Here is a 25,316-nt window from a genome sequence, read left to right as displayed (position 1 = left end):
GAAGGGGGAGTTTTAATGTATGGCTGAAGGGCTTATCTATAGTAAGGTTAGGGGTTTGAGCGTGTTTTTACAAAGGTTAACACCTTGTGAAGCTAAGCTTGAAAAATAAATGTGATTTTCAGTGTACACATGTAAGCTAAAGTGGGGTTTGAGTCTTTCAAACCCCTATTTTTACTATTTAAAGTTTTGAAGTAAATACTCTAAATTGCTCTTTTATCGCATCTGAAGGAGCTGAGGCTCGGCTCACAATCACACCGATAAGCGTGGCAAATATAAAGCCGGGCAGTATCTCATAAAGATCAAAGATTCCGCCGGATAACTGCTTCCAAACAACAACGGTGATCGCCCCAACTAAGATAGTTGCGATAGCCCCGTTACGGCTATAATCCTTCCAAAACAGTGCTAGTAGTACAACAGGGCCAAATGCTGCACCGAAACCAGCCCAAGCGTAGCTGACCAACCCAAGTACACTACTCTCTGGGTTTAGGGCTACGATGCCAGCAATAACCGCAATAACAAGGACACCAATACGCCCCACTAGCATCAACTCTTTACTGCTTGCTTCTGGACGTAGCCACTTTTTGTAGAAATCTTCGGTGATCACACTTGAGCAAACCAAAAGCTGAGAGTCAATTGTGCTCATAATCGCAGAGAGTATTGCCGCAATTAACAGGCCGCCAATCCAAGGGTTGAATGCTGCATGGGCTAAGTGGATGAAGACGGTCTCAGGATTTGCTAGCGGCTCGCTGGCAAAGTACAAACTACCAGCAATGCCGGTCGCCAGTGCACCAATAAGCGCGACTAACATCCAGCTCATGGCGATACGACGAGATACTTTAATATCACTAGGGCTATTGATAGCCATAAAACGTGAAAGAATGTGAGGCTGACCAAAGTAGCCCAGTCCCCATGCTAATAAAGAGATAAGCCCGATAAAGGTGGTGTTTTCATGAAACAGCGCCAACATGGAAGGATCTAAAGTATCCAATCCGTTTTGTGTTTCAGGTTGAGAAAAGATAGCGACTGGAACGATAAGTAGCGCGACTAACATTAAACAGCCTTGAAAAAAATCTGTCCAGCTTACGGCAAAGAAGCCGCCAACAAAGGTGTATGCCACGATGATGGTTGAGCCGATGATGAGGGCTAAGGTGTAATCTAAGCCGAACACTTTTTCAAACAGTATGGCACCACCTACCATACCTGATGAGGCATAGAAGGTGAAAAATACTAAAATAGTGATGGCTGAAACAAGCTTTAGTAACCCTTTGTTATCTTCAAAACGTTTTTCAAAGAAGTCGGGGAGGGTAAGTGCATTATCGGTAAATTCGGTATAGACGCGCAGGCGTTTAGCAACAAATAGCCAGTTTAACCAAGCACCAAATACTAAGCCTATCCCAATCCATGCTTCTCCTAAACCGCCAAGGTAAACGGCCCCGGGCAGACCGAGTAATAACCAACCTGACATGTCGGATGCACCAACACTTAAAGCCGTGACTGCTGGGCCCATGCCCCTGCCGCCCAAAATATAGTCGTCAACTGAATCAGTGGCTTTGTAGGCCCAAAGTCCTATTCCCATCATTAAGGAGAGGTAGCCGATAAAAGTAATTAAGACTGGTAATTCAATGCTCATGCTATTGCCATTCATTGTTATTTTTAAAATGTGGTCGACATGCTAGCAGATGTTTGAGGTGAAGCCCAATAAGGATATGAAATGTGAGCTAGCTCTTGTTTGTGGTAAGACCTGTCTCGGAAGGAGACAGGTCTTTAGTATTAGATAAAGGTTTGTTCAACCTCTTTTTTGACAAAGTTAACATCTTCACTGGTTTCGCCGACGAGTAGCATATAGGCATTATCGGTCACGAACCCATTACCTTTGTACTTGTTATCGGCAAAAGCTTCCTCAAGTACCATACGATTCTCAAGGGGAACAATAAAGAGAGTGACTTTACTGTGCTCTCCCTGCATGACGAGGTGCAGGCTTTGCACACCCTGAAAATCACAGAAGGTGCTGTAATAGACTTTTCCGGGTTGCTGTGTAAATTTCGAATCTCCGAAGGTACCTAATGAGGCGAGCTGGAAATTAACATCGGAAAACTGGACATTGTCGTCAGCTTGAAGTGCCTTCGTCTCATGGTAAACATGGGCAAGCGCATGTTGACCGAGATCGACTGGTGCCATTCTTAATAGGGTAAAACTGATCCCAGCGATAAATGCTACCGAAGCGACTAAGGCCAAGGTAAAGCCAGAACGCTTTCGCTGTTGCTGATGCTGATGAAGCTGTTGATTGAGCAGCAGTTTTGCAGCGAGATCATCAGGGACATCAATGTCTAACGCTCGCTCTATTTTACTGTCCATCATTTTTAGATCATTAACAAAAGCTTCCTTCTCTGCAGAGCTGTGCATCTCTGCTAAAAAGTCGGGATCTTGATTGTTTGGATCTCCATAGGCTTGTCGTCTAAATTTCAGCTCATCCATTGGATTGCCCTCGCACTTGGGGTTGTTCTAATACGTCTTTCAATTGATTACGTGCTCTAAATAATCTTGTCATTACTGTATTACGGTTCAGATCTAAAATGCCGGCTATCTCTTCTCCACTAAATCCACCAATTACTTGGAGAAGTAGCGGTTCGCGATATTCAAGCTCCAGTTTAGCTATCTGTCGTCGAATAAGGTGTTGTTCGGCCTGATCTTCATTGCTTGAGGAGATATGATCTTCAATGGTCTCCTGCTCAACATCAGAGTAGTTAAACTGCTTACGCTCAAAACGTCTAGCATTCTCACGTCTAAGAATAGTGATAAGCCATGCTTTAGCTGCTTTATCATCTTTTAAAGACTCGAGTGAACGCCACGCCCGTAAAAACGTTTCCTGAGTGATATCCTCCGCTACATGTTTATCACCGCATAGCCAATAGCCATATCGGAAAATATCTGCATGGAGTGCCCTGACAAGGCTATCGTATCGTCTTTGTTTGCTTACCATGTCTGAATTGACCGTGGTAGTCGGTTTTTTATTTCGCGAGAAATTAAACATTTTTGAATTCATGCTGGTTTCACTAACGACATCTATATTTGTTAGCTTAACCTTATGAAGATTAAGTGCAAGAAGTTAATCTTAAGTTAACCTCTTGCACTTATATGTAAGCTGGTATTCGCTGTTATGTAGGCTTGTGTTAGCTGGGGTTGAGTTTTGCCAGTGGGCTGAGGTTGTGCTCTGCTTTGGCTGTTGGCATCGATTTTACCGCGGACAGCACTAGATCATAATCTAACTCGCTCATTGTTCGGCTAAATGCACTGACTTGCAGCTCACTAATGATCTGGTTAAGCGGTGTTGATAAGCCTGCTATCTCATTTAGTGTCATTGTTTTACCATAGGTTTTACTACAGTATTCCTGCAGAGCGGAAAGTACCCTGCCTGTATCTTTTTCGCGACATGCTACTTCTAATTTTTGAAACTCAGCACCACTCACTTTGTCTGCTTTAGCTGATGTTGAATGGGGAGTGGAGAGTGTGGCAGCTGCATTTAGTTTAGCGGCGCTTTTACGCCAGAGCATGAGTGTAATCAGCCATAAACAGGCAAAGAGCAGGGTTAGCCATGGCCACATTCCGCTTGTAGTTGACGATGGGCTTGCCTCTAAGTTCAGAGTCGGGAGCTCGCTTTCAACACTTTGATTGTCGATCACCTTTATGGTTCGAGCTGGGAGACTGGCCACTTCTTGGCGCCTTGTGTGTGGATTCCACCAAGGAACACGGATCTCAGGTAAGGTGAATGTACCAGCTTTAGTCGGAACTATCGCTAAGGTCTGGGTTAATTGTGAAACTATCTGCTGCTCTCGAAGAAACGCTTTTCGCTGCGCTTTCTCTGGATATGTTTTCAGCTCCACAGGAACCTGAATATTGAGTTCGGGTAGGCTGGTTTCATCCGTATTGGAGGCTAATAAATTGATGGTGCGAGTGATGGGGCTACCAACTTCATACTCTTTATCTTCGCTAGGCCAATCTTCATTGATAGCAACAAGATCTGATACTAGCCACTCGCCGTGATATTCAGTGGGAATAGGATTGATCTGTATGACAGATTTTGGTGCCCTAGCTTGCATAGGTTTGCTTTCATTGAAGGCAAACATACCGCCACGTCTTGAAGATTGTACCAATACATCACCAGAGAAGCTGGTTCCGTCAATGGTCAGCTCACCGGGTTGATCGGCGATAATGCTGTAGGTGCGCTCAATAACTCGATACCGCTTACCATTAAGGATCTCTGTTTTATCAATATCTTCGCCAAGTTGTTTGAGCTGTGCCCCATCTAAGCTCGGGGCGCTAAGGATACCGCGTTGTAGGTCGACCGCTAGATAGAGTTTAACCTTGTAGGTGATCATCTGGCCTACATAGGCTTCATCCGCCGATATACTGGTTCGAATAAACAGGGTTTCCATCTGCTCCGGCTGGCTGTCAGGTGTAACAACCGTAAGCGTTATCGGCGCTGAACTGATCCCATCTATCGTCATCGCAGGGATCTGAACATTACCAGAGTGAAGTGGGGCTATCAGTATCTGCCAAGTGGTTTTTTTACTCGCATCAAAGTTAATGATCTGAGTATTACGGCTGACACTGGTGCGCCCGACAATAAAGTCTTTAAGTAGCGAAGAGGTATCTAGCTTTGAGGTACTAACATCATCGTCAGCTTCAACTGTGAGCACCAAATATTGGCCCTCAACAGCAGGGTTTCTGTCGACACTCGCTTCAATGCTTGTAAGGGCATAGCTCGGAAATGAAGCTGTTAGCGTGATAAGAGCTAAAAGAAAAAGTTGTCGTATTAGCACTGTTTTAAATCCTTTGAAATCATGTTGAAACCAATGAGAAACATAATATCTTGCTGATATTGAGTGAGTAATCGCTTATCTGTTACCACTGTTCCTGCTCCTTAGATGCTAGGCCTTGCATACGACGCTTTTGATATTCAAGTTGCATCTTGTTTCTGAGTAAAACTTGAGGATCATCGACCAAGGCGCGCATTGCGCGCTCCATCTCTGGGGGGAGTTCCTCAGGCCCGGTTACCGCTTGTGCGGCTTGGGTCTGCTGTTGTTCACCTTGTTGCTCATTTTGTTCCTGCTGCATCGCTTGAGCTTGAGCCGTTTGCTCCTCTTTACTCTCGTCATCTTTAGCCGCAGCTTTCTCATCACTGTTTTGAGCTTGTTGATTTTCATCATTGTCATTGGCGGTTTGTTGCTGCTCGTTAGGATCGGCTTGCATCTGCGCATCATTATCTTTCGATGATTGCTGCTCATTCTGCTGTGAGTCAGATTGTTCTGAGTTTTGTTGTTGATCGCCTTGCTGTTCTTGATTGTCCTGCTCACCGTTTTGATCTTGTTGCTTTTGCTCCTGATCTTGACCTTGTTCTGAGTTACTCTGATCGGATTGCTTATCTTGTTGATCGCCTTCCTCACCTTGCTCTGATTTGTCACTGTTATCAGATTTTTCAGGGCTTTCTCGCTTTTCCTGCTCTAATTTTTTGGCAAGTTCAAGGTTCTCATTGGCCCCGTCAAGCTTGGGGTCGAGTTCCAGTGCTTTGCTGTAACGCTGCGCAGCCAGCTCAAATTCACCTTTCTGCATTAAGCTATTGCCTTGGTTATAGAGCCCTGATGCACTGTTATCTTGCTCAAATAAGCTCAGCGCCTCATCATATTCACCAGCTTTATAGTGCGCACTGGCTTGCCATTGAGGATCGGTAAAAGTCGTCGATGCATTGCTGTAATCTTCAGCTTGATAGGCTTGCATTCCCTGCTGATCTTTGGTCTTCCATAGATCATCCCAAGTCGCTGCCATAACTGGCGAGGGCTGGTAGACGGTCAATACAAGTAGTGATGCAATTAATCCATGTCTAAAGCTAAGTAGAACTGGCAGTAGCAATAATAGTGCGATATAGGGGCCAGCATCTTGCCAGGCTTCGCCATTAAGATCTGTGGCTTTAGTGTCATCACTGCTGGTGTTTAGCCACTGAGTTAACTGCTCAAGATCTGCGCCATCACTGCGAAAGGGGACAAGTATACCATCGGCGTTTTGAACTAATTCATTGAGTAACGAGTAATCGGTTTTAGCAACAACCACTTGGTTGCTATTATCACGTAGCAACTGACCGTCAGGGAGGCGAATTGGTGAGCCTTGTTCGCTGCCAAAGGCTAAGATTGAAAGCCGGTATTGAGTTCCCTTTAATACCTTTTTAGCTGCATTCATCTGACTTGTGCTGACACCATCTGCGAGCAAAATAATATCACCTTGTATATGTCCGCCTTGCGCCAGTAAACTTTTTCCTTGCTCAAGTGCTGCAGGGAGGTTGGAACCTCTAACTGGCATTATCTGTGGTGAGAGTGTTGGCAGTAGATTCAGCAGTGTTGCTCTATCGCGTGTTAGCGGGCTAATGGTAAACGCATCGCCTGCATAGGCGATAAGCCCCGTTTCCCCTTCAGTTAATGCTTCAATCAGATCTGTGGCTTTAAACTTGGCTTGTGTCAGTCTGTTGGGTGCCTGATCGGTAGCGTACATAGAGAGGGACATATCCATAAGGATCACTCGTCCCTGTGCGGCTTCAAATACTGGCAGTGACTGTTTAGAGATGGCGGGCCCTGAAAGGGCAAGTACGGCGATAAACCAAGAAGCGGCCAGATAACTAAGGTTGCTGCGCTTAACCTGCTGACTCTTGGAGACTAAAAAGTTAGCTAGATGAGGAGAGATATAGCGGCTCCAAGTGGAGTTTACTCGCTCAGCTTTCCAGATCAATATCAGAATAATAAGTAAAGGAAGTAGAGCTAAAAACCACTCCGGACGTAAGAAGTGCAACATGATTATTTCTCTCCCCAGCGAATATTTAACTGTCTCATAAGCGGCAGTTGAGCCAAAGCTATTAAGATTGAGACAATAAGAGCTGCGGCTAATGGCAGGTAAAAGAGTTCCGATTGAGGTCGATAGCTGACTTGATCTCGGCTTATCGGCTCCAATTTATCTATCTCTTGATAGATCTGCTCTAGCTCCTGCGAGTTTCTGGCACGGAAGTATCGTCCTCCTGTGGTTTGAGCCAAAGAGGTGAGTTGCTCCTCATCGAGATCCATAGAGGGGTTTACGCGCTCCTTACCAAATAGCGTTCGACGCTCCATCACATCTGCACCAACGCCTATTGAGTATATTTTTATACCTCGTTTGGCGGCAATATCAGCCGCTTGCTCGGGAGAGATTGAACCTGAGTTATTAGAGCCATCGGTTAACAGCACCAATATACGGTTACTTTCGTCAACAAGATCGAAACGTTTAACACTCAGAGCAATGGCCTCACCGATGGCGGTTTGTTTGCCGACTAAGCCTATCTGCGCCTCTTTGAGAAATTGAGCAACTGAACGTCTATCTTGAGTTAACGGTGCCTGAAGATAGGCATGGTCAGCAAACAGAATTAATCCCAGTTTGTCCCCTTTTCGGCGCTCAATAAAGTCACTGACAACACTTTGAACCATAATGAATCGGTTGACGGCTTTACCGTCAAGCACCATATCTTCAATCTGCATACTGCCAGAGAGATCCACCGCGACCATCAGATCGCGACCTTTACTGGGTAACTCAATGGGATCGCCCATCCAAAGAGGTCTGGCAACGGCGATAACCAATAATATCCAGATCACCCAGTAGGTTTTACGAGATGAGGGGCTCTGTTCCATCTCCTGCTTGCCATTTTGAGCGATGCCAGGCAGGTGTAAGTGGCCACTTATCTCAACATCTTGTTGTTTCTTTCTGAAAATAAGCGGTAAGGGCAACAATAGGAGTAACCAAGCCCATCCAAGTGTTAGCATTTTAGTTCTTGCCCCTGCTTGTGTGAAAGTGGCGGTTGAACACTCTTTTTGTGTGCAAGAGGGAGTGCCTCCTTTAGCCAGTTTGCCGTTATCTGTTTTAATCTTTGAGCCTCATCGGGTGTTAATGGCTCTCTTTGATAACGTCTATCGAGTAGTTTTTGAAGCTCTGGGAGCGCCTGTTTTACCTGACTATTTATCCAGGCATACCAAGCTTGACCCTCTAAGCCTGCTACATCTTCTCTTGGCAAGTAACTGAGAGCGGCACGTTTAATGAGGGTGTTGATCTCTACGCAGATATTGGTGTTGTGAATATCGAGTCTCTCGAGCTCCATAAGCGCAGCACGCTTTGCCGCTGAGCGTTGATGTCTGCGTTTGAGCCAGATAACAGTAAAAAGAAGTGCACTGACTAATACCAATAGAATAAGCCAATAGCCCGGAGCAATGGGCCAACTCTCCACCACTGCGGGAGTGTGAATATCTTTCAAAGCCTGAAGAGCGGGGTTAGTAGCGGCTGCTTGCATTATCTCAAGCTCCCTATTTGATCGTTTAAACTCATACCAGCATCGATAAAGCGTGTTCTCACATTCAACTTTTGCATCATCTGTGTAAAGTGGGCTTGTGAGCTGAGTTGCTTTTGTAGCCAGGCATCATAGCCGGCTCTATTAAGCACCATCTCTCTGTTTCCCTCTTTGACTGGCAGTTGAAACTGTTTAGGTAAAGCCAGGGTACCTTGCCGCAGAGGATCGGTAATGAGAAAAGCCCCCATATCACAGTGGCGCTTAAGATCTGACAGAGGAGCAAGGCAGTTTTCAGTGAGGTTAGATCCATCACTGATTATCCAGATCAATGAGCCTGGTTTCGCAATTCGTCTGAGCCGTTGGCAAGCTCTAAACAGATGTTCAGGCTCAGATTGATATTCTGAAAGCTGATTAAGCTGCCTTTCATGTAATGACTGTATCGCAGAGATAAGTTGAAGTATGCCCTGTTGACGGCTTCTAGGTTTAAGCTCCAGATGCTCCATCTCTGTGGCAATCAAAGCGCCAAGACGATCCCCGTGCTGAATCGCACTCCAGCCTAAGGTGGTCGCCAAGTGGGCGGCTTGTACTGATTGAAGCAGCAAGCTTGAACCAAAATAGAGGCTATGACTCAGATCGAGTAAGATCAGAACCGGGCGCTCTCTCTCCTCAACAAAAAGCTTAGTGTGTACCTTGCCTGTTCGCGCCGTAACGCGCCAGTCTATGGTGCGAACATCATCACCGGGTTGGTAATGGCGCACTTCGGCAAACTCCATTCCCCGACCCTTAATCAAGCTTGCACGATGACCCGCTAAATTTGCCCGAGCCTTTGAGCGCTTTTCCGGTAGAGCTCTGGCGATAGTTTGACAAGCCAACAGCTCTTTTTGTGTCAGGTTAACCCCGTTAGAAAAAAGCGGTAGTCTAGTATCGGCCATTTAAGGTACCGCAACTTGAGAAAGAATATGGTTAATCACATGATCACTGCTGATCCCTTCCGCTTGTGCCTGATAACTCAACAGCAGCCTATGCCTTAGTACGTTGGGGGCAACTGCTTGAATATCTTCAGGTGAAACAAAGTCACGCTCATATAGCCAAGCTCGGGCACGCGCACATCGCTCTAGCGCTAAAGTAGCACGTGGGCTGACACCATACTCGAGCCAAGAAGCTAGCTCATCGCTGAACTTCTGTGGCTGACGGGTAGCCATGATGATATCGACGATATAGTGCTCCAGCGGCTCAGCAAGGTAGAGCTCTAGAGATTCATCTCTTGCTTCAAAGATATCTTTTTGAATGATGGGTTCAACCGTGGGGGCATCTTGTTTCAATGCCTCTTTGCGCGACATACGCATGATCTCAAATTCAGTCTCAGCGCTGGGGTAATCCAGATTAAGGTGCATAAGGAATCGATCGAGCTGAGCTTCAGGAAGTGGATAGGTTCCCTCATTCTCTAATGGGTTTTGTGTTGCCATCACCAAAAATAGCTCAGGCAGTTTGTAGCTGTTCTTTCCAACGGTGACTTGACCTTCAGCCATCGCTTCTAGCAGTGCCGATTGTACTTTTGCTGGTGCTCGGTTTATCTCATCGGCCAAAATCAGGTTATGGAAGATAGGGCCTGCTTCAAACTCAAAACTTGAAGTTTGTGCGCGGTAGATATCGGTGCCGGTAAGATCGGCAGGCAGTAGATCTGGGGTAAACTGCACGCGATGGAAGTCTCCCTCTACGCCATCACACAGGGCTTTAACTGCGCGGGTTTTTGCCAAGCCTGGAGGCCCCTCTACGAGTAAATGTCCATCGGCAATTAGTGCTATTAACAGGTTTTCGGTCAGGACGGGTTGTCCTAAAATGACCTTGTTCAGGTATTCGCGTAATGCGTGAAATCGACTCAAAGGCATGATGCTACTCGGTTATTTTAGTTAGTTTGGATATAGACCAACAACATGGTAAAAAATTCCCATAGGGTTTGGCTAGTGCCAATTTACCATTAGTGTATAAAGTCATCACTATTGTATGACTTAGAGATACAGGCATTTGTCGCTCTAACTACATTTACTTAATTATTATCAATTTATCTAGGACAATAAGCTTTCAAATAAACTCCATTAAACATTGTTAATAATAGTGTTTTTAGATAAATTTCGGTTTAAAAACCAAACAAGTGTTTAAAACTTGCCTGTAAGAAGTTAGAATCAGATCACATTTTAATGGTCAGACCTGTTATATGTGATGTATCTTTATCGGGTTCGGTTCATTGATAGCCGCAGGGACATAATATCGTCGACCGCATTGAGTCGGGGCGTATAAGAAGAGGGTGAAAAATGAGTGACAGACAACAGGTAACGAACGCAAAAGGCGATCGTATTGCAATAGTAACTGGGTTGAGAACCCCTTTTGCTAAGCAGGCCACCGCATTTCACGGTGTATCAGCATTAGATATGGGCAAGATGGTTGTCAATGAGCTGCTTTCACGTTCAGAGCTTGACCCGAAAGAGATACAGCAGCTGGTTTATGGCCAGGTGGTTCAGATGCCGGCTGCGCCAAATATTGCCCGTGAGATAGTATTGGGCACTGGCATGGATATCGCTACTGACGCATACAGTGTGACACGAGCTTGTGCGACCAGTTTTCAATCTACAGTTAATGTGGCTGAATCTATCATGACTGGCAATATTGATATCGGTATTGCTGGTGGTTCTGATTCATCCTCTGTTTTGCCAATTGGCGTGTCAAAGAAGTTAGCTCATGCGTTGGTAGATCTTAATAAGGCACGCTCATTTGGTCAAAAGCTGGCAATCTTCCGTCGCCTTGGTTTGAAAGACCTACTGCCTGTTCCCCCTGCGGTTGCTGAATATTCAACAGGGTTGTCGATGGGACAAACCGCTGAGCAGATGGCTAAAACCTATAACATTAGCCGAGCCGATCAAGATGCACTCGCTCACCGCTCTCACTCTCTTGCGACAGAAACTTGGAACAGCGGCAATCTGGCCCAAGAGGTGATGACAGCCCATGTGCCACCTTATAAAGCTTTTATCGATCGCGACAATAACATTCGCGAAAACTCCTCTATCGAATCCTATGCCAAATTAAGACCAGCTTTTGACCGTAAACACGGCACAGTTACAGCTGCGACAAGTACACCGCTGACAGATGGTGCATCTGCGATTCTATTGATGAGTGAAAGCCGCGCTAAGGCACTAGGCTATAACCCGATTGGTTACATCAAAAGCTACGCGTTTAGTGCCATTGACGTATGGGAAGATATGTTGATGGGACCATCTTATGCGACACCGATAGCACTTAAACGTGCGGGGATGGAGCTTGAAGATCTGACATTGATTGAGATGCATGAAGCATTTGCCGCTCAAGCTCTTGCCAATATGAAAATGTTTGCTTCGAAGAAGTTTGCACTGGAGAAGTTAGGTCGTAACCGCGCTATTGGTGAGATAGATATGAGCAAATTTAACGTGTTGGGTGGCTCCCTTGCTTATGGTCACCCGTTTGCTGCGACAGGAGCGAGATTGATAACACAAGTGTGTAACGAGCTTAAACGTCGCGGCGGTGGTACGGGGCTGACCACCGCATGTGCTGCGGGTGGTTTAGGTGCGGCAATGATAGTTGAAGTGGAGTAAATGGTAATGGATAAGACATTTAATTTAACTAAACGTGAAGATGGCATTGCCGTACTGACCATGGATGTTCCTGGCGAGAGTATGAATACACTGCGGGCCGAATTTGGACCTGAGATTAGCCAAGTGTTAGCCGATATCAAGGGTGATAGCAGCATTAAAGGCTTAGTGCTTATCTCTGGTAAAAAAGACTCTTTTGTTGCTGGCGCCGATATCTCAATGTTGGATGCTTGTGAAACGGCTGCAGATGCAAAGCAGCTTTCTCAGCAGGGACATATTGTTTTCAATGAACTTGAATCACTCTCGATTCCTGTTATTGCAGCCATTAACGGCGCTTGTTTGGGGGGCGGTTTAGAGCTGGCTCTTGCTTGCCATCAGCGTGTCTGTAGTTTAAACAGTAAAACCATGATGGGGGTGCCTGAAGTTCAGTTAGGACTCCTTCCTGGTGGTGGCGGTACACAAAGGCTACCTAGGCTAGTTGGGATCACATCGGCACTGGATATGATGCTAACGGGTAAACAGCTACGTCCAAAGCAGGCACTTAAACTGGGTTTGATTGATGATATGGTGCCAGAGTCGATACTACTGCAAACTGCGGTAGAGATGGCATTGAAAGGCAAGCGTGCCTCGTCAAAACCAAAACTGTCAATGATCAATCGTGTCCTTGAAGGTACGAATGCTGGCCGTAGTATTATTTTTGACCAAGCAGGTAAGCAGGTACAGAAGAAGACACAGGGTAATTATCCAGCACCCGCTAAAATTATCGATTGTGTACGTCAAGGGATGGCTAAAGGCATAGTCAAAGGGCTTGAGGTTGAGGCTAGCCATTTTGCCGATCTTGTCGTCTCAAAAGAGTCTGAAGCATTAAGAAGTATCTTTTTTGCCACGACGGAGATGAAAAAAGAGAGTGGGGCTGGTGATGCTAAGCCACGGAGCGCCAAAAAGGTGATGGTACTTGGTGGTGGGTTGATGGGAGGCGGTATTGCCTCCGTGACGACGACCAAGGCTAAGATCCCAGCTCGAGTCAAAGATATCAGTGAGCAGGGACTAAGCAATGCACTTTCCTATGCGTACAAGTTATTGGATAAAGGAGTAAAGCGTCGTCATATGACGCCAGCAGTGAGAGATAATCTTATGTCCTTGATGACGACAACTACTGAGTATAAAGGCATAAAAGATGCCGATATTGTGGTTGAAGCAGTATTTGAAGATCTAAATCTTAAGCACCAGATGGTTAAAGATGTTGAGCGTGAATGTGGCGAAAATACCATTTTTGCATCGAACACCTCCTCTTTACCAATTGCTCAAATAGCACAAGCTGCGAGTCGACCTGAAAATGTTATCGGTTTGCACTACTTTTCGCCGGTAGAGAAGATGCCATTGGTTGAGGTTATTGCTCATAAGAAAACCTCTGCCGAAACTATTGCGACGACAGTGGCTTTTGCACGTAAACAAGGTAAGACGCCAATTGTTGTACAAGATGGTGCTGGTTTTTATGTGAATCGAATTTTAGCTCTGTATATGAACGAAGCAGCGCAACTACTTCTTGAAGGCAGATCTGTTGAAGCCTTAGATAAGGCGTTAGTTAAGTTTGGCTTCCCAGTTGGACCTATGACGTTATTAGATGAAGTTGGCATTGATGTCGGTGCTAAGATATCACCCATTTTAGAGGGAGAGCTTGGAGCACGTTTTTTAGCGCCAGCCGCATTTGATAAGTTATTGGCAGATGAGCGTAAAGGTCGTAAGAATAACAAAGGCTTCTACCTTTATGGCAGTAAAAGTAAGAAGAAGGCTAAGCAAGTAGATAGCTCAGTTTACGGAGTGTTGGGATTAAGAACACCAGAAAATAGCAATGAGCATTCTAGCGAGCTTGCTGAAATGTCACAGCGCTGTGTTGTGCAGATGCTTAATGAAGCCGTTCGTTGCTTAGAGGAGGGGATTATCGCTTCACCAAGAGATGGTGACATCGGCGCTATTTTTGGGATAGGTTTCCCTCCTTTCTTGGGGGGCCCATTCCACTACATAGATACACTAGGCGCTGATGTTTTAGTGTCTAAGCTTGAAGCTTATCAGGCTGAGTTTGGTGATAGATTTACACCTTGTGATCAGCTAAAACAGATGGCCAAAGATGGTGATAAGTTCTTTGATTAGTCATTTAATTGACGCTTTTGTCTGGCAGGGACCTGACTGTCAGTTTTAAGCTCTAAAGTGGCGGCAATAATTTGCCGCTTTTTTATACGTAAGAGGAACTGTTTAGCCTATATTTTACTCTCTTCACCATACTCTTTAGTGTAAAATAATTCCGTTTTTAAGGTTAGCTTGTAACTCTTGGTATAGATTTGCTAGGAGGATGCAAGGGTTAGCCTTCTTTTATCTGCTGTTGACCCTACTAGAGAGGTTCTAGATAAATGTTACTATCAATTTTCATCGCCACTGTGTTGCCGTTGTCGAGTTTTGTTATGGGAAAACTTGCGTTTCAGGCTGGACTTGGGGTGAAGCGTTGGGCAGTTGTTGGCCTACTACTGGGGCCTGCGGGTTATCCTCTGTTAAATACTCACAAACGATTTGCTATGAAAAAAGCCACAACAAAAGGCTCTAGCCAGATCCGATGCTAATTTAAAGTTCTATTTTTGAATCTAACGGATAAAAAAATGGAGCCTATGGCTCCATTTTTGTCTTTAATTTCAGTTAATGCTTTTTAACTGAATGCTTTCTAACTAAATGGTCTAGTGCCACCAGACTTTGGCTGGGATCACCTCTAGGTGATTTAATCCTTCAGGAAGTTGCACTCTTCTACGCTCAGGTTTGTTAATAAGACCAAGAGCTTTCATGATTGAATCAAACATAATGTCTCTCCTTAAGCCTAAGCTGTTATTGAGTTGATGAATTTCACATGTGGCACGTTAGCAGTTTGTAGTGGCTTAAACTTCACATGAGGCACGTTAGCAGTTTGTAGCGGCTTAAATTTCACATGTGGCACGTTAGCAGTTTGTAGCGGCTTAAACTTCACATGAGGCACGTTAGCAGTTTGTAGTGGCTTAAACTTCACATGAGGCACGTTAGCGGTTTGCAGTGGTTTAAACTTCACATGTGGTACGTTAGCGGTTTGCAGTGGCTTAAATTTCACATGGGGGACATTAGATAGAAGTAACTGATTAGAATCTGTTGCAGGAATTTCAAATGCCGCAGCTGGAGCTGTCAGTGCAAGCGCGATAGAGGTAGCTAGTATTTTAATCATGTTATTCTTCTCTCAAGTTATTGAAACCATCAAGTGATGGTTTCGAATTTATAAGGCTGTCATTATTTTTGACACTTGAGATAAATGTTGCAGTTGTTATGCCATGTTTTCAGTATCTTGTGTTTTTTGTTGCTGGTTTATTGCCATTTAAATTGCTTTTGTGTTTTTTTGTACTATGTCAGGTTCAATGAAATTCTTCTCTAGTAGCTCACTGAACTGATTTTCAGTGACCGCTTTACTAAATAGAAAACCTTGTATCTCTTCACATTTTAGTGCTTTTAGTATGCTCAGTTGAGAGGCATCTTCAACTCCTTCTCCGACAACCGATAGCCCCATGTTGTGAGCGATAGTAATTATGGAGTCGACCATCTTCAGATCTCTGTCAGATTTATCGATATCATCGACAAATGCTTTGTCAATTTTCAGAGTATGAATTGGAAAACGTTTTAGGTATGAGAGTGAGGAGTAGCCTGTGCCAAAGTCATCCAGAGCTAAGCTGACTCCCATTTTTGATAGCTGTTGCATCACCTTAATGGCTTTCTCGGGCTGTTTAATCACAGTACCTTCGGTGATCTCTAACTCTAGGTTTGCTGCTGGTAGCTGAGTGAGTCGTAAAATTGACTCAATACGCTGCTGAAGATCTGGGAGGGCAAATTGGTATGATGATAAATTGACGGCTACCCGACCATCAAACAGGCCTAAACTTCGCCATTTCTGAGTAGCAAAGCATGCTTTTCTCATCACTAAATCACCGATATCGACAATTAAGCCGTTTTCTTCAGCTAAAGGAATAAACTCGCTGGGTGGAATTAATCCGTGTTCAGGATGATTAAGCCTGACTAAGGCTTCCATTCCCGCCATTCTACCTGTTTTTAGTGCTATTTTAGGTTGGTAATAGACTTCAAACAGATCATCACGTAAACCTTCACGAATAAGGTTCTCAACTTCCAGTTGCCTTATTGCATTTCGGTTAATTGATTCTGAGTAGAATTGGTAGCGGTTGCCTCCCCCTGATTTAGCATGGTACATCGCAATATCCGCTTTACGTAGCAATGCTTGTTCATTTTGATCGTCCTCTGGATAGAGCACAATACCGATACTAAGGCCCACTACGACTTTTTCTGAGGTGAGTTCAAACGGGCTGGCGAAAGCATCAATAACATTGTTTGCGATCACGGCACTGGAGCCAATGTCAGGGTTATTATCAACTAATATGGCAAATTCATCGCCGCCCAAGCGATAGATACTCGTATGATAGGGAACAGCGGCTTCGATACGTTTAGCGACCTTTATTAATAACTCATCACCTATCTGATGCCCCATGGAGTCATTGATCTTTTTGAAATTATCGAGATCCAGTACCATCAGAGTATGATGAGTATCTCTCTTTACCAAGTTACCTAAGGTCACCATTAAACTTGAGCGGTTCGGCAGGTTAGTTAAGAGATCATTATTGGTGAGCTTTCTTAACTCCTCCTCTTGCAGTTTACGTCGAGAGATATCTGAAAATACACCGACATAATGAGATAGTTGTCCTAATTCGTTATAGATAGCATCAACCGTTAGTTCCATGAGGAAACTCGTGCCGTCTCCTTTTGCTGATTCAACATCATTGCTCCAGCTACCTTGCTGATGAAGAATTGAACGTATCTGCTCTGAATAGCTGTCTGGGTAGAGGTTAAATTTGAATAGTGAGCCAATAAATTGCTCTTTGGGAATAAGGCTTAGTTCACAACAGGCTTCGTTGACCTCTACAAAGATAAAGTTATTATCCAAAATAAACATGCCTTCGGAGATATTGGCAATCGCGCGTTCAAATAAGCGAAGTTGTTCCTCTGCATTTTTAAAGTTATTAATATTTTTAATTGTACCTGTCATACGCAGAGGGTTATCTTTTTCATCTCGTTCAACTATTTTTGCTCTGTCTAAGATCCACACCCATTCATCCGACTTCCCCTTTACTCGATATGCTGCTTCAAAATGATCGCTGTTACCATCGAAATGACTGTTCAGTGCCTTAGTGACACGGTCTTGATCCATGGGATGAATATTACTCTCCTCATCGGCATCGCCAGACCTTTGCCCATCTTTTGGAAATTCGAGAGAGCCCCAGATATTAGAACGGTATATCTGTCCTGTTTCGATATCCCAATCCCACATCTCATCGCCACTGCCCCAGAGAGAAAGCTTCAGCCTCTCCTCTGATTTAGCTATTTTTTTCTGAACTTCACGGCGACGAAGTATGCTTTGAACTATCACAGCTGAAATAATGAGTGCAACTATGAAGTAGATAAGTTTTGCTTGTTTTGATAACCACCATGGAGGGGTTATTAATATATTTAGGCTCTTTATTTCTCCTTGGTTATGAGTCAAGGGATCAAAAGCATAAATATTAAAGGTGTACTCACCAGAAGATAGGTTAGTATAAGTAGCAGAGTTTATTCCTTCAGAATGAATCCAAGATTCAGATAGTCCCTGCATTTGATATATATAATCAATTTTTTCACTACCATTGCCAGGGCTATTAAATTTTAATGTAAAAGGGTAGTCAGAATATTTTAATGTTATTTTCTTTGTCGAGGAAATGTTTTCTTTTAAAATCGAGCTTCCTATGTTAACGGGGATGTTGAAAACTAATAGCTCATTGATATTGGCTTTAGGTGCTTTTGACGATGAGAATATCTTATCAATAACCACTTTTGACATCGCACTAATACCTGAAATACCCCCGATGTATATTGTGTTGTTAAAGTCTAAAATTGATTGTGCATTATACTCATCTTGACTTCCATAAGTATCTGAAAGGGAAATTGTTTTGTTATCAAGTATTTGTGTAACTATCAGCTCTTTTATCGAAGTGGAGTATATGTAATCGGTGTCAGTGACAATAGAGTAAATTGGCCTATTGTTTGAGTAGATAGTTTCTATTTTTTTGTCTTTGGCTGTGAATTTTAATAGTGACGTCTCTGTTCCAAAATAAATATCTTCATTGTTTGTCGATAGAGAAATACTAATGACGATACCTTTATTAAAAATATTTTCAATTTTTCCATCTTGAATTTTAAAAAGTCCACCTTGCGTCGCAACCCAAAGAGATGTACTAGATTTTTTAATATCAAAAACTGGGTTTCCAATATCTACACTGTGTTCCATGATAATTTGTTTATTTTCAGAAACTTCAATAACTCTTCCGTCAGTTGTACCAGCATAAACTGCTTCATCAAATTGTGAGTGATGAATGGCAAAGAATGGGCCGGGACTTAGCACTTCTCTATTTTTACTATGCTTGTCAATTGACAGTAACCCTTCCGTTGTCGTTACGAATAAACTATCTTCTAGTGTTGTAACTTGTTTTGGTCCCTCGGCCTCAGTGTTGTATTTAGCAACTATCTTATTAGATTTACTATATGAGTTTATATATTTTGAACCAGTAGCAATAAATAAGTTTGATTTTAGATCTTTAGCTATAGACCAAATATTTTTATCTTCTATATCTATTGTTGATATTGTATTGTTATAATCATAATTAACTAAAAATCCTATGTTATGAGTTGTAATGTAGTTTGTTTTTTTTCCTCTTATTACTTGAGGGTTAGTAACTTCTATGTTCTTTATGTCCAATCTGTCAATACTAGTTTGAGAGAAGTCTGTACTAATGGAATAGATATTTTGTTCTTTTATTGATATATATTTATTGGATAGTGCCGTAAGGTTGGAGTAGTGATTGTTATTTATTTTTCTTACTTTTTCATCTAATATTTCAAAAACACCATCTGGCCTTATTATTATTACTTTTCCGTGCGCTGCTACAATATCGTTAGTATTGTCGGAGATTACTTTTTTTTCAATGTTGTCAATTGCTATTATATCTCCCATGTAATTCCTTACATATATTAATCTGTTGGAAAAAATAATTTTTTTAATACCTCCAAAATCACCATCTATAGATTTTATATATTCTAATTTATTATTTAAATAAATTATTTTGTTCTCTGTTCCAACTATAATTTGGTCGTTGTGTTCAGTGATAGTCCATATTTGTTGAGAAAGCAGGTTGTTAATTAGAATAAAATCATCATCAGCTTTGTTATAAACAGTTAATCCTTTATCAGTCCCAATGAATAGACCATATTTTTCCGAGAAGTAAAGGCTTCTAATAAAGGAGCTTGGTAGAGAGTTTTTTTCTTTGAAAGAAAAATATTGTTTGAATTCACCACCATCGAATCTATTGAGTCCATTCAATGTTCCAATCCAAGCAAAACCATCAGCATCTTCAACGAGTGAAGTTACTGCACTTTGAGATAATCCTTCCGATACACCGTAGCTTTTTATTTTTAGAAGTTTTGGGGTGTGAATAGACTTTATAACTTTCTCTTTAGTTATAAAATTAGATTCTACAGCAACCGATTGGCCGGAAATACAGAGGGCCAACAGGAATGTTGTAATTATTTTCATAAGCGCGTTAGGCATCATTTTAGTTTAATTATTAGTCAGAAATGCGGGTGTAACAGTTGCTTAACCTTACTTTTTCAGAAAGTGAACGGTTTGTCAAAGTATCACAGGCTTTTACTGGTGATAATTATTACTATTTTCATTTTTATAATGGGCAGTGTACTGTTTTATATCATGAATCCGCATTAATATTGGGCTTTTTAGTATTTTCTAGGTGGATTCTTCTGAGATGTGAGCAAGTTTGGCAATGATATATTAACTGAGTGGGAGCTGGATAATTGTACAGCTAATGCACTTTTATCATCAGGGTGAATTTGTTTGTTTACAGGGTGTTATTCGGTAAAGGGGAACGGTTAACCTAAAGCTTCCAGTTAACCGTTTTGTCATTAGGTGTGAAGATAAGCTCGCTTTGGATACTAAGGTGTTAGTAGTTAAACTTCGCGGCTTTTTCTTTAAAGCTACGAAGGTCTGTTATCATATTGTCGGATGTTAGACGTTCAAGTTGATGATGATTTTCCCCTGTCGTAAACAGAACTAATCTATCGCTATGCTTACTACGCATCTTTTTCATCATAAACTTAATCAGATCTGAACGAGTCAGTTTCTCAATTTCAGCAACGACCAGCTCTCTTTGATTAAAGTCATAATCTTTATTTCCAATACTGGACCAATACCTCTGACCTCGTGTTTTCAAGTTAGGATCATGCTCCATCACTTGATTCATTAGCCCCTGCTTAGTTAACTCCCACTGCTCATTTGTTATCTGCAAAATAGCGTAGTTAAAGTCTGCAATAAATTCGTCAATGGCTTCTAGTAGCTGAAGTGGACCCGATGTGGGGGATTGAATATAGAAGATCATCCCTGGATATCGGTTTAAAGGCAGGTAACCTGTTCCTACCATGTAGCCAAGCTGTTTTTTGGTTCTTAGCTCATGGAAAAATGTCGATGACATAGTGTGGTTTAATAAACTAAATAGGGCCATCATTTCGGGAGTAGATTCGTTAGCTTGGTAGTAGACTATGATGCTACTGTCCTGGTGTGTGACCATTAACTCTCGCATTAAGGTGCCATAACCTGATAAGTTTACCAACTCTCTCTCTGACTCTCTGCTTGGAGAGGAAACGAGAGATAAAATATGTTCCAGTCGCTTCCCTAATGCCTGGACTTCGCTGACTAGCCAATCGCCATAGACTAAACCTTCAAGATGAATCTTTTCATAAAAGCTTCTAACATGATTATGGAGATCATCTAAGCTGATGTTTTCAAGCTCCTCTGCCATTCTAGATGGCTCATAGCTTCGTTTTTGCAGTGATACTGTTAAACTGGTAAATATTTGCGAAATAGGTTTAGCGCGGGTTTGGTTGTACCAAGTCCTTAAAATCTGGCGTTTAATTAGCTTAAACCTATCTTGGGTAAAATTACGTTCTCTGGCTTTTTCAATAAGCAGAGCCAATAACTCCTCCTGTTTACCTGTAAAACCGGTGAGGTGCAGTGTGATCCCACCTTGATGAGGGTAAATATTATAACTAAGGCCAGCTACCTCAGCTTGGTAAGTATATTCAGTCAGATAATCGAGCAGCATCTCAACGTATAATCGAGTGAGCGCGGCGTTCCTCGGGGAGGAAGCAGCCTGAATCGAGTCCATTGAGAGGTACATATGGCCTTTTGGCACGTTAAACTCATCATCCTTTCTGTGCCAAATTCGGTAACCATTCTCTTGAGAAACAATGACTGGCACCTTGTTCTGGCTTTTCTCTGCCCTTGCAACTGAGTCTGAGATGATAAAGGGGTTTTGTTTAGGCAGAACAAACTCTGGACGAATGCCTACCTGGCTCCAGCGTTCGAGTTGCTCTTTTTCCAAGGGCTGAATCTGATAGGGAGTATGGTACCAAGCTGCTTGTTTATTGCTCTCCATTTCAGACGATATGATCTGAATTCTCATATTGGATGGTGTCATCATATTAAGCAAACTCATGGTTTCAGTGACGTTGAGCCCCTCCATCTTATAGTCACCAAATACCAGATCTTCAACATCATAATGGTGCATATTAATACTGAGGTGGCTGGCCAAATCCAGTGGTTTAATCTGCTCCTGATATTTGAATGCCAATTTGAGAAGGTTAGCCCTCTCTTGGTATCGCCAGTCTTGCATTCCTTGAGTTTTTATCAGTTCAATATATTCAAAGGCACACTCAACAACGGTGTCTAGTTCGATAACGCCTTTCTCTGTTAGTTGAATGCTGATGTTGTAATCTTTGAAGTTATACCCATTGACACCGCCGCCAGCGGACAGGTTTACTGCATAGCCATGATCTTTAAGGTAGGAGAGCAAGCTCCCTCGTCCCTCATAACCTAAGAGGTGACTGATAAAAGTGAGCGGCTTATGTTTATAGTAGGGATCTATCTCAGGAAGAGAGAAGGTGATAGCAACCCTTTTTTGATCTTTTACTGGGATAATATTAATGCGAGTTTGCAGCTGCTCCGCTTGGTAAATTGGCACAATTGGGTATTGTTTGGTTAATTGACGATCGTTAATTTCACTAAAATAATGCTTGGCCAGCACTTCAAGTTCTTGAAGAGGAAGAGGGGCGACTAAACAGAGGGTCATCAAGTTAGCGCTATAGTGATTGTGGTAAAACTCGAGCAGCTCCTCTCTTAATACAGATTGTTCACCACTTAAAGTTTCTAGATTTCCCACTGAAAACTTCGAGAAAGGGTGATTCGGATTGACCGTTTCTTTCTGGACTTGGTATGTTCTGCGAATATCATCTTTTAGCTTAAGACTAAACTCAGACTCGATGGCATGTCGCTCTCTGTCGACCAGATCTTGGTTAAAGAGCGGCGCAATAAAAAATTGGCTGAATCTATCCAACGACTCCTCGAATACATCGGCATCGATACTGAAGAAAAAATTAGTCTGCTCTGTTCCTGTCCACGCGTTATTACTGCCACCATGTTGATTAATAAAGGCATGGTACTCGCCTGAGTCTGGAAATTTTTCTGTCCCTAAAAAAAGCATATGTTCTAAAAAGTGGGCCATACCTGGTCGTGAAGCTGGATCGTCAAAGTGGCCGACATTGACGGCCATAGAGGCTGCAGCTTGGTTAGCCAATTTATCTTCGACCAGTAATACCGACAAATTGTTATCTAATGCTAGGTATTGATAGTGACGATGATCATTTGGGCTTTTGATTATTTGTAAAGATTCACTCAAGTAGCAAACTCCATGTTCAGGCGCTTTTTATTACTGCCAAGATATAAAATGTGCCTACAGGCAATCACATTTTCCAGCACAGGTAATACATATTGGGCTCCTTCGATGTGTTTGGCAAATATCTCATGGTCTATTCGACTAATTAATAACTTAGTTTAGGTTTTTCCCAATGAGATTTAGGGCTACAATGTGCAATATAAAGATAATAATAATGAGTAGCGAGAGTGGTATGCAGCTATTTTTAATGCGTCATGGTGAAGCAAGCTATCTTGCCCATTCAGACAGAGAGCGAACCTTAACCGATACCGGTCGTTATCATACTGGTGAGGTGAGTAACTGGTTGGCTAAGTCTGTGACTGAATTTGATCTTGTGTTGGTGAGTCCCTATCTGCGTGCCCAGCAAAGTTGGCAAGAGGTGAGCAAACATTTTCCTGAGCCAAGGAAGTGGATAGTGTTAGATGATCTAACACCATCGTCAGATCCAAGTACCGCGGCAGACCTGACCTTAGCTTATGCTGAACAGTATAAAGCGGATAATGTGTTAGTCATTGCCCATATGCCGCTGTTAGGTTACATGGTGAGTGAACTCGTGCGAGGCGTTGAGCCGCCACTGTTTGCCACTTCCGGACTGGCACTTATCGATAAGCATGGGGAGCAGTGCAGCTTAATGTGGCAACATACTCCTCACTCCATAAGTTAATTTGAGCTACGAGTGGGTGTGAGACTTGTTAGATATGGGAGAAAACTTTCGAGATCTCTTTGTCCTGTGTTTGTCTCATGGCTCGCCGCTTTGTCTTTAGCTCGAAATTTAAGCTTATTACCTTCTGTAGGGCTGATCGCCAATATCAATTAATACCAGTAAAGCAGCATCGCCTCCCCACTCTTTAGGGGCTTTATGAAAAGCCATCACATGGGGATGCTGAGCTAACCACATGGGAATATTCTGTTTTAAAATTCCCGTTCCATGTCCATGCATCACACAGCAGCAATGTATCTGTTGCTTTATACAGGCTTGGATCAGGGCTGCCAGCTCGAGTTTGGCTTCCGATTGGCGCATTCCATGTAGATCCAGTAATAGATCTGGTTGATAATCTCCTCGCCTAAGACGCTTAACCTCGAAACTGTCTATATCATCACGATTCCAACGCATGGCACCTTCACTGGGGAGATGTGGCTGATACGTATCTGAAAAATAACTGTCGGCATGGAGCTGTTGCTCCTTCTCTTCAAGCTGCTTTTTATCTTTTTGTGGTGCGGTGAAATGACGTTTATTCTGTTTAAAAGGTTTGATCCCTTCCGTTAAGGTAGAAAACAGATCTGCATCTTCGGTATCTTTTTTCATATTCATATCAGAGTGTTCTTTAAATTTATGCGTATTAGTTTTCTATTTGGCTCTCTATTTTATTGAATCCGATGCCATATGAATAGAGTTCAGTTACAATGGAGCAGAATTATTATGCTGGAGTAAGTTTTGGATAAGATTTTTGTAGATGAAGCTGTGACAGAGCTACGCACCATTGGTGATATGTTACGTTGGAGCGTCAGTCGTTTTAACGATGCAAATATATATTATGGTCACGGCACAGATAACGCGTGGGATGAAGCAATTGCATTAGTCTTTCATGCGCTGCACCTACCAGAAGAGATTGGTCAGCAAGTCATACACTCAAACCTAACCAGTAGTGAGAAGCACAAAATTGTTGAGCTTATCCTTAGAAGGGTAAGAGAGCGTCTACCAGTTCCATATCTTACTAATAAAGCGATGTTTGCCGGCCTGCAGTTTTATGTTGATGAGCGCGTACTTGTACCTCGCTCACCGATTGCTGAGATGATTGCAAATCGATTTAGCCCTTGGCTTTATAATAAGCCAGTCAACCGCGTGTTAGACTTGTGTACTGGCAGTGCGTGTATTGCGATAGCTTGTGCTTATGAGTTCGATGAAGCGGAAGTTGATGCTTTAGATATCAGCGAAGATGCACTTGAGGTTGCGCAGATCAATATCGAAACCTTAGGCGTGATGGACCGGGTTTTCCCTATTGAGTCGAACCTTTTCTCTGCAATCCCTAAGGGACCTCACTACGATCTTATCGTATCTAATCCTCCTTATGTCGATGCCGAAGATATTGATGATATGCCAGAAGAGTATCATCATGAGCCAGAGATTGGCTTGGCGTCAGGCCGTGATGGGTTAGATTTAACTAAGCGTATTTTGGCGAATGCAGCTGATTACCTGACCGAAGACGGCTTGCTTGTGGTGGAGGTGGGTAACTCTATGGTGCACCTTGCCGAGCAGTTCCCTGATGTTCCGTTTACTTGGGTAAGCTTCGAACATGGCGGTGACGGTGTGTTTGTGTTAACCCGAGACCAACTTCTTGAACATGGCTCTGTGTTTGCTATCTATAAAGATAGCGAATAAATAATAGAGGTCATTGAGTTTACTGG

Annotated in this window: 18 protein-coding genes; 5 read left to right on the top strand and 13 right to left on the bottom strand. The window is 42.9% G+C overall.

Annotation, left to right across the window (positions count from 1 at the left end; all coding sequences use genetic code 11):
- Positions 1 to 178 precede the first annotated feature (178 nt).
- The 9 genes from putP to K0625_RS00945 form a co-directional block, all read right to left on the bottom strand.
- Positions 179 to 1,630, bottom strand: coding sequence for a sodium/proline symporter PutP (gene putP / locus K0625_RS00985; protein WP_220107954.1), 1,452 nt, complete (start codon positions 1,628 to 1,630; stop codon positions 179 to 181).
- Between the two features lie 140 nt (positions 1,631 to 1,770).
- Positions 1,771 to 2,475: a DUF3379 domain-containing protein gene (locus tag K0625_RS00980; RefSeq protein WP_220107953.1), complete on the bottom strand. Its 705-nt coding sequence runs from the start codon at positions 2,473 to 2,475 to the stop codon at positions 1,771 to 1,773.
- Complete coding sequence (locus tag K0625_RS00975; RefSeq protein WP_065188696.1) at positions 2,468 to 3,031, bottom strand: sigma-70 family RNA polymerase sigma factor; 564 nt, start codon at positions 3,029 to 3,031, stop codon at positions 2,468 to 2,470. The genes K0625_RS00980 and K0625_RS00975 overlap by 8 nt, the downstream gene beginning before the upstream one ends.
- 139 nt (positions 3,032 to 3,170) lie before the next feature.
- Positions 3,171 to 4,820 (bottom strand): BatD family protein, encoded by a 1,650-nt coding sequence (locus K0625_RS00970; RefSeq protein WP_220107952.1) that lies wholly within the window; start codon positions 4,818 to 4,820, stop codon positions 3,171 to 3,173.
- Positions 4,821 to 4,902: 82 nt separating this feature from the next.
- Positions 4,903 to 6,837 carry a VWA domain-containing protein gene (locus tag K0625_RS00965; protein ID WP_220107951.1) on the bottom strand — a complete coding sequence of 645 codons (1,935 nt, stop codon included), beginning with the start codon at positions 6,835 to 6,837 and terminating at the stop codon, positions 4,903 to 4,905.
- 2 nt (positions 6,838 to 6,839) lie between these two features.
- Complete coding sequence (locus tag K0625_RS00960; RefSeq protein ID WP_220107950.1) at positions 6,840 to 7,832, bottom strand: vWA domain-containing protein; 993 nt, start codon at positions 7,830 to 7,832, stop codon at positions 6,840 to 6,842.
- Complete coding sequence (locus tag K0625_RS00955) at positions 7,826 to 8,353, bottom strand: DUF4381 domain-containing protein (RefSeq protein WP_220107949.1); 528 nt, start codon at positions 8,351 to 8,353, stop codon at positions 7,826 to 7,828. Before K0625_RS00955 ends, K0625_RS00960 begins: the two co-directional genes overlap by 7 nt.
- The gene (locus K0625_RS00950; RefSeq protein WP_220107948.1) at positions 8,353 to 9,282 is read right to left on the bottom strand and encodes a DUF58 domain-containing protein; all 930 of its coding nucleotides are present in this window, start codon (positions 9,280 to 9,282) and stop codon (positions 8,353 to 8,355) included. Before K0625_RS00950 ends, K0625_RS00955 begins: the two co-directional genes overlap by 1 nt.
- On the bottom strand, positions 9,283 to 10,239 hold the full coding sequence (locus K0625_RS00945) for an AAA family ATPase (protein ID WP_065188494.1): 957 nt from the start codon (positions 10,237 to 10,239) through the stop codon (positions 9,283 to 9,285).
- Between the two features lie 423 nt (positions 10,240 to 10,662).
- Here K0625_RS00945 and fadI point away from each other — a divergent pair, with 423 nt between their 5' ends.
- From fadI to K0625_RS00930, 3 genes are all read left to right on the top strand, one after another.
- Positions 10,663 to 11,973, top strand: a complete 1,311-nt coding sequence (gene fadI, locus K0625_RS00940) for an acetyl-CoA C-acyltransferase FadI (RefSeq protein ID WP_220107947.1) — start codon at positions 10,663 to 10,665, stop codon at positions 11,971 to 11,973.
- A 6-nt stretch (positions 11,974 to 11,979) separates the two neighbouring features.
- Complete coding sequence (gene fadJ / locus K0625_RS00935; protein ID WP_220107946.1) at positions 11,980 to 14,121, top strand: fatty acid oxidation complex subunit alpha FadJ; 2,142 nt, start codon at positions 11,980 to 11,982, stop codon at positions 14,119 to 14,121.
- A 257-nt stretch (positions 14,122 to 14,378) separates the two neighbouring features.
- Positions 14,379 to 14,585: a hypothetical protein gene (locus K0625_RS00930; protein WP_220107945.1), complete on the top strand. Its 207-nt coding sequence runs from the start codon at positions 14,379 to 14,381 to the stop codon at positions 14,583 to 14,585.
- 248 nt (positions 14,586 to 14,833) lie between these two features.
- On the opposite strand, the gene K0625_RS00925 is transcribed toward K0625_RS00930, so the two are convergent.
- The 3 genes from K0625_RS00925 to K0625_RS00915 all read right to left on the bottom strand — a co-directional run bounded on the left by K0625_RS00925 (position 14,834) and on the right by K0625_RS00915 (position 22,874).
- Entirely contained in the window at positions 14,834 to 15,208 is a 375-nt protein-coding gene (locus K0625_RS00925; protein ID WP_220107944.1) for a hypothetical protein, read from the bottom strand.
- Positions 15,209 to 15,355: 147 nt separating this feature from the next.
- Complete coding sequence (locus K0625_RS00920) at positions 15,356 to 19,663, bottom strand: EAL domain-containing protein (RefSeq protein WP_333473826.1); 4,308 nt, start codon at positions 19,661 to 19,663, stop codon at positions 15,356 to 15,358.
- Positions 19,664 to 20,084: 421 nt separating this feature from the next.
- Positions 20,085 to 22,874 carry an insulinase family protein gene (locus tag K0625_RS00915; RefSeq protein ID WP_220107942.1) on the bottom strand — a complete coding sequence of 930 codons (2,790 nt, stop codon included), beginning with the start codon at positions 22,872 to 22,874 and terminating at the stop codon, positions 20,085 to 20,087.
- 229 nt (positions 22,875 to 23,103) lie between these two features.
- On the opposite strand from K0625_RS00915, the gene sixA reads away from it, so the two are divergent.
- A complete protein-coding gene (gene sixA / locus K0625_RS00910) occupies positions 23,104 to 23,574 on the top strand; it encodes a phosphohistidine phosphatase SixA (protein ID WP_220108172.1) in 471 nt (156 codons plus the stop codon).
- A 117-nt stretch (positions 23,575 to 23,691) separates the two neighbouring features.
- On the opposite strand, the gene smrB is transcribed toward sixA, so the two are convergent.
- Positions 23,692 to 24,222: an endonuclease SmrB gene (gene smrB / locus K0625_RS00905; RefSeq protein WP_041417700.1), complete on the bottom strand. Its 531-nt coding sequence runs from the start codon at positions 24,220 to 24,222 to the stop codon at positions 23,692 to 23,694.
- Between the two features lie 123 nt (positions 24,223 to 24,345).
- Between smrB and prmB the strand changes: the two genes are divergently transcribed.
- Entirely contained in the window at positions 24,346 to 25,290 is a 945-nt protein-coding gene (gene prmB / locus K0625_RS00900; protein WP_012325625.1) for a 50S ribosomal protein L3 N(5)-glutamine methyltransferase, read from the top strand.
- Positions 25,291 to 25,316 lie beyond the last annotated feature (26 nt).

Origin of the sequence: Shewanella nanhaiensis (assembly GCF_019457885.1) — a bacterium.
GTDB lineage: Bacteria > Pseudomonadota > Gammaproteobacteria > Enterobacterales > Shewanellaceae > Shewanella > Shewanella nanhaiensis.
The sequence above is the reverse complement of the archived record's forward strand: the minus strand, read 5'-3'. Positions and strand labels throughout refer to the sequence as shown.

Excerpts from the sequence above, each read along its gene's own strand:
- K0625_RS00955 (WP_220107949.1), bottom strand. The coding sequence starts at position 8,353 with ATGCAAGCAGCCGCTACTAACCCCGCTCTTCAGGCTTTGAAAGATATT.
- smrB (WP_041417700.1), bottom strand. The coding sequence starts at position 24,222 with ATGAATATGAAAAAAGATACCGAAGATGCAGATCTGTTTTCTACCTTA.
- K0625_RS00960 (WP_220107950.1), bottom strand. The coding sequence starts at position 7,832 with ATGCTAACACTTGGATGGGCTTGGTTACTCCTATTGTTGCCCTTACCG.
- sixA (WP_220108172.1), top strand. The coding sequence starts at position 23,104 with ATGCAGCTATTTTTAATGCGTCATGGTGAAGCAAGCTATCTTGCCCAT.
- K0625_RS00945 (WP_065188494.1), bottom strand. The coding sequence starts at position 10,239 with ATGCCTTTGAGTCGATTTCACGCATTACGCGAATACCTGAACAAGGTC.
- K0625_RS00975 (WP_065188696.1), bottom strand. The coding sequence starts at position 3,031 with ATGTTTAATTTCTCGCGAAATAAAAAACCGACTACCACGGTCAATTCA.
- fadI (WP_220107947.1), top strand. The coding sequence starts at position 10,663 with ATGAGTGACAGACAACAGGTAACGAACGCAAAAGGCGATCGTATTGCA.
- K0625_RS00930 (WP_220107945.1), top strand. The coding sequence starts at position 14,379 with ATGTTACTATCAATTTTCATCGCCACTGTGTTGCCGTTGTCGAGTTTT.
- K0625_RS00920 (WP_333473826.1), bottom strand. The coding sequence starts at position 19,663 with ATGAAAATAATTACAACATTCCTGTTGGCCCTCTGTATTTCCGGCCAA.
- K0625_RS00925 (WP_220107944.1), bottom strand. The coding sequence starts at position 15,208 with ATGATTAAAATACTAGCTACCTCTATCGCGCTTGCACTGACAGCTCCA.
- K0625_RS00950 (WP_220107948.1), bottom strand. The coding sequence starts at position 9,282 with ATGGCCGATACTAGACTACCGCTTTTTTCTAACGGGGTTAACCTGACA.
- K0625_RS00965 (WP_220107951.1), bottom strand. The coding sequence starts at position 6,837 with ATGTTGCACTTCTTACGTCCGGAGTGGTTTTTAGCTCTACTTCCTTTA.
- K0625_RS00980 (WP_220107953.1), bottom strand. The coding sequence starts at position 2,475 with ATGGATGAGCTGAAATTTAGACGACAAGCCTATGGAGATCCAAACAAT.
- putP (WP_220107954.1), bottom strand. The coding sequence starts at position 1,630 with ATGAGCATTGAATTACCAGTCTTAATTACTTTTATCGGCTACCTCTCC.
- fadJ (WP_220107946.1), top strand. The coding sequence starts at position 11,980 with ATGGATAAGACATTTAATTTAACTAAACGTGAAGATGGCATTGCCGTA.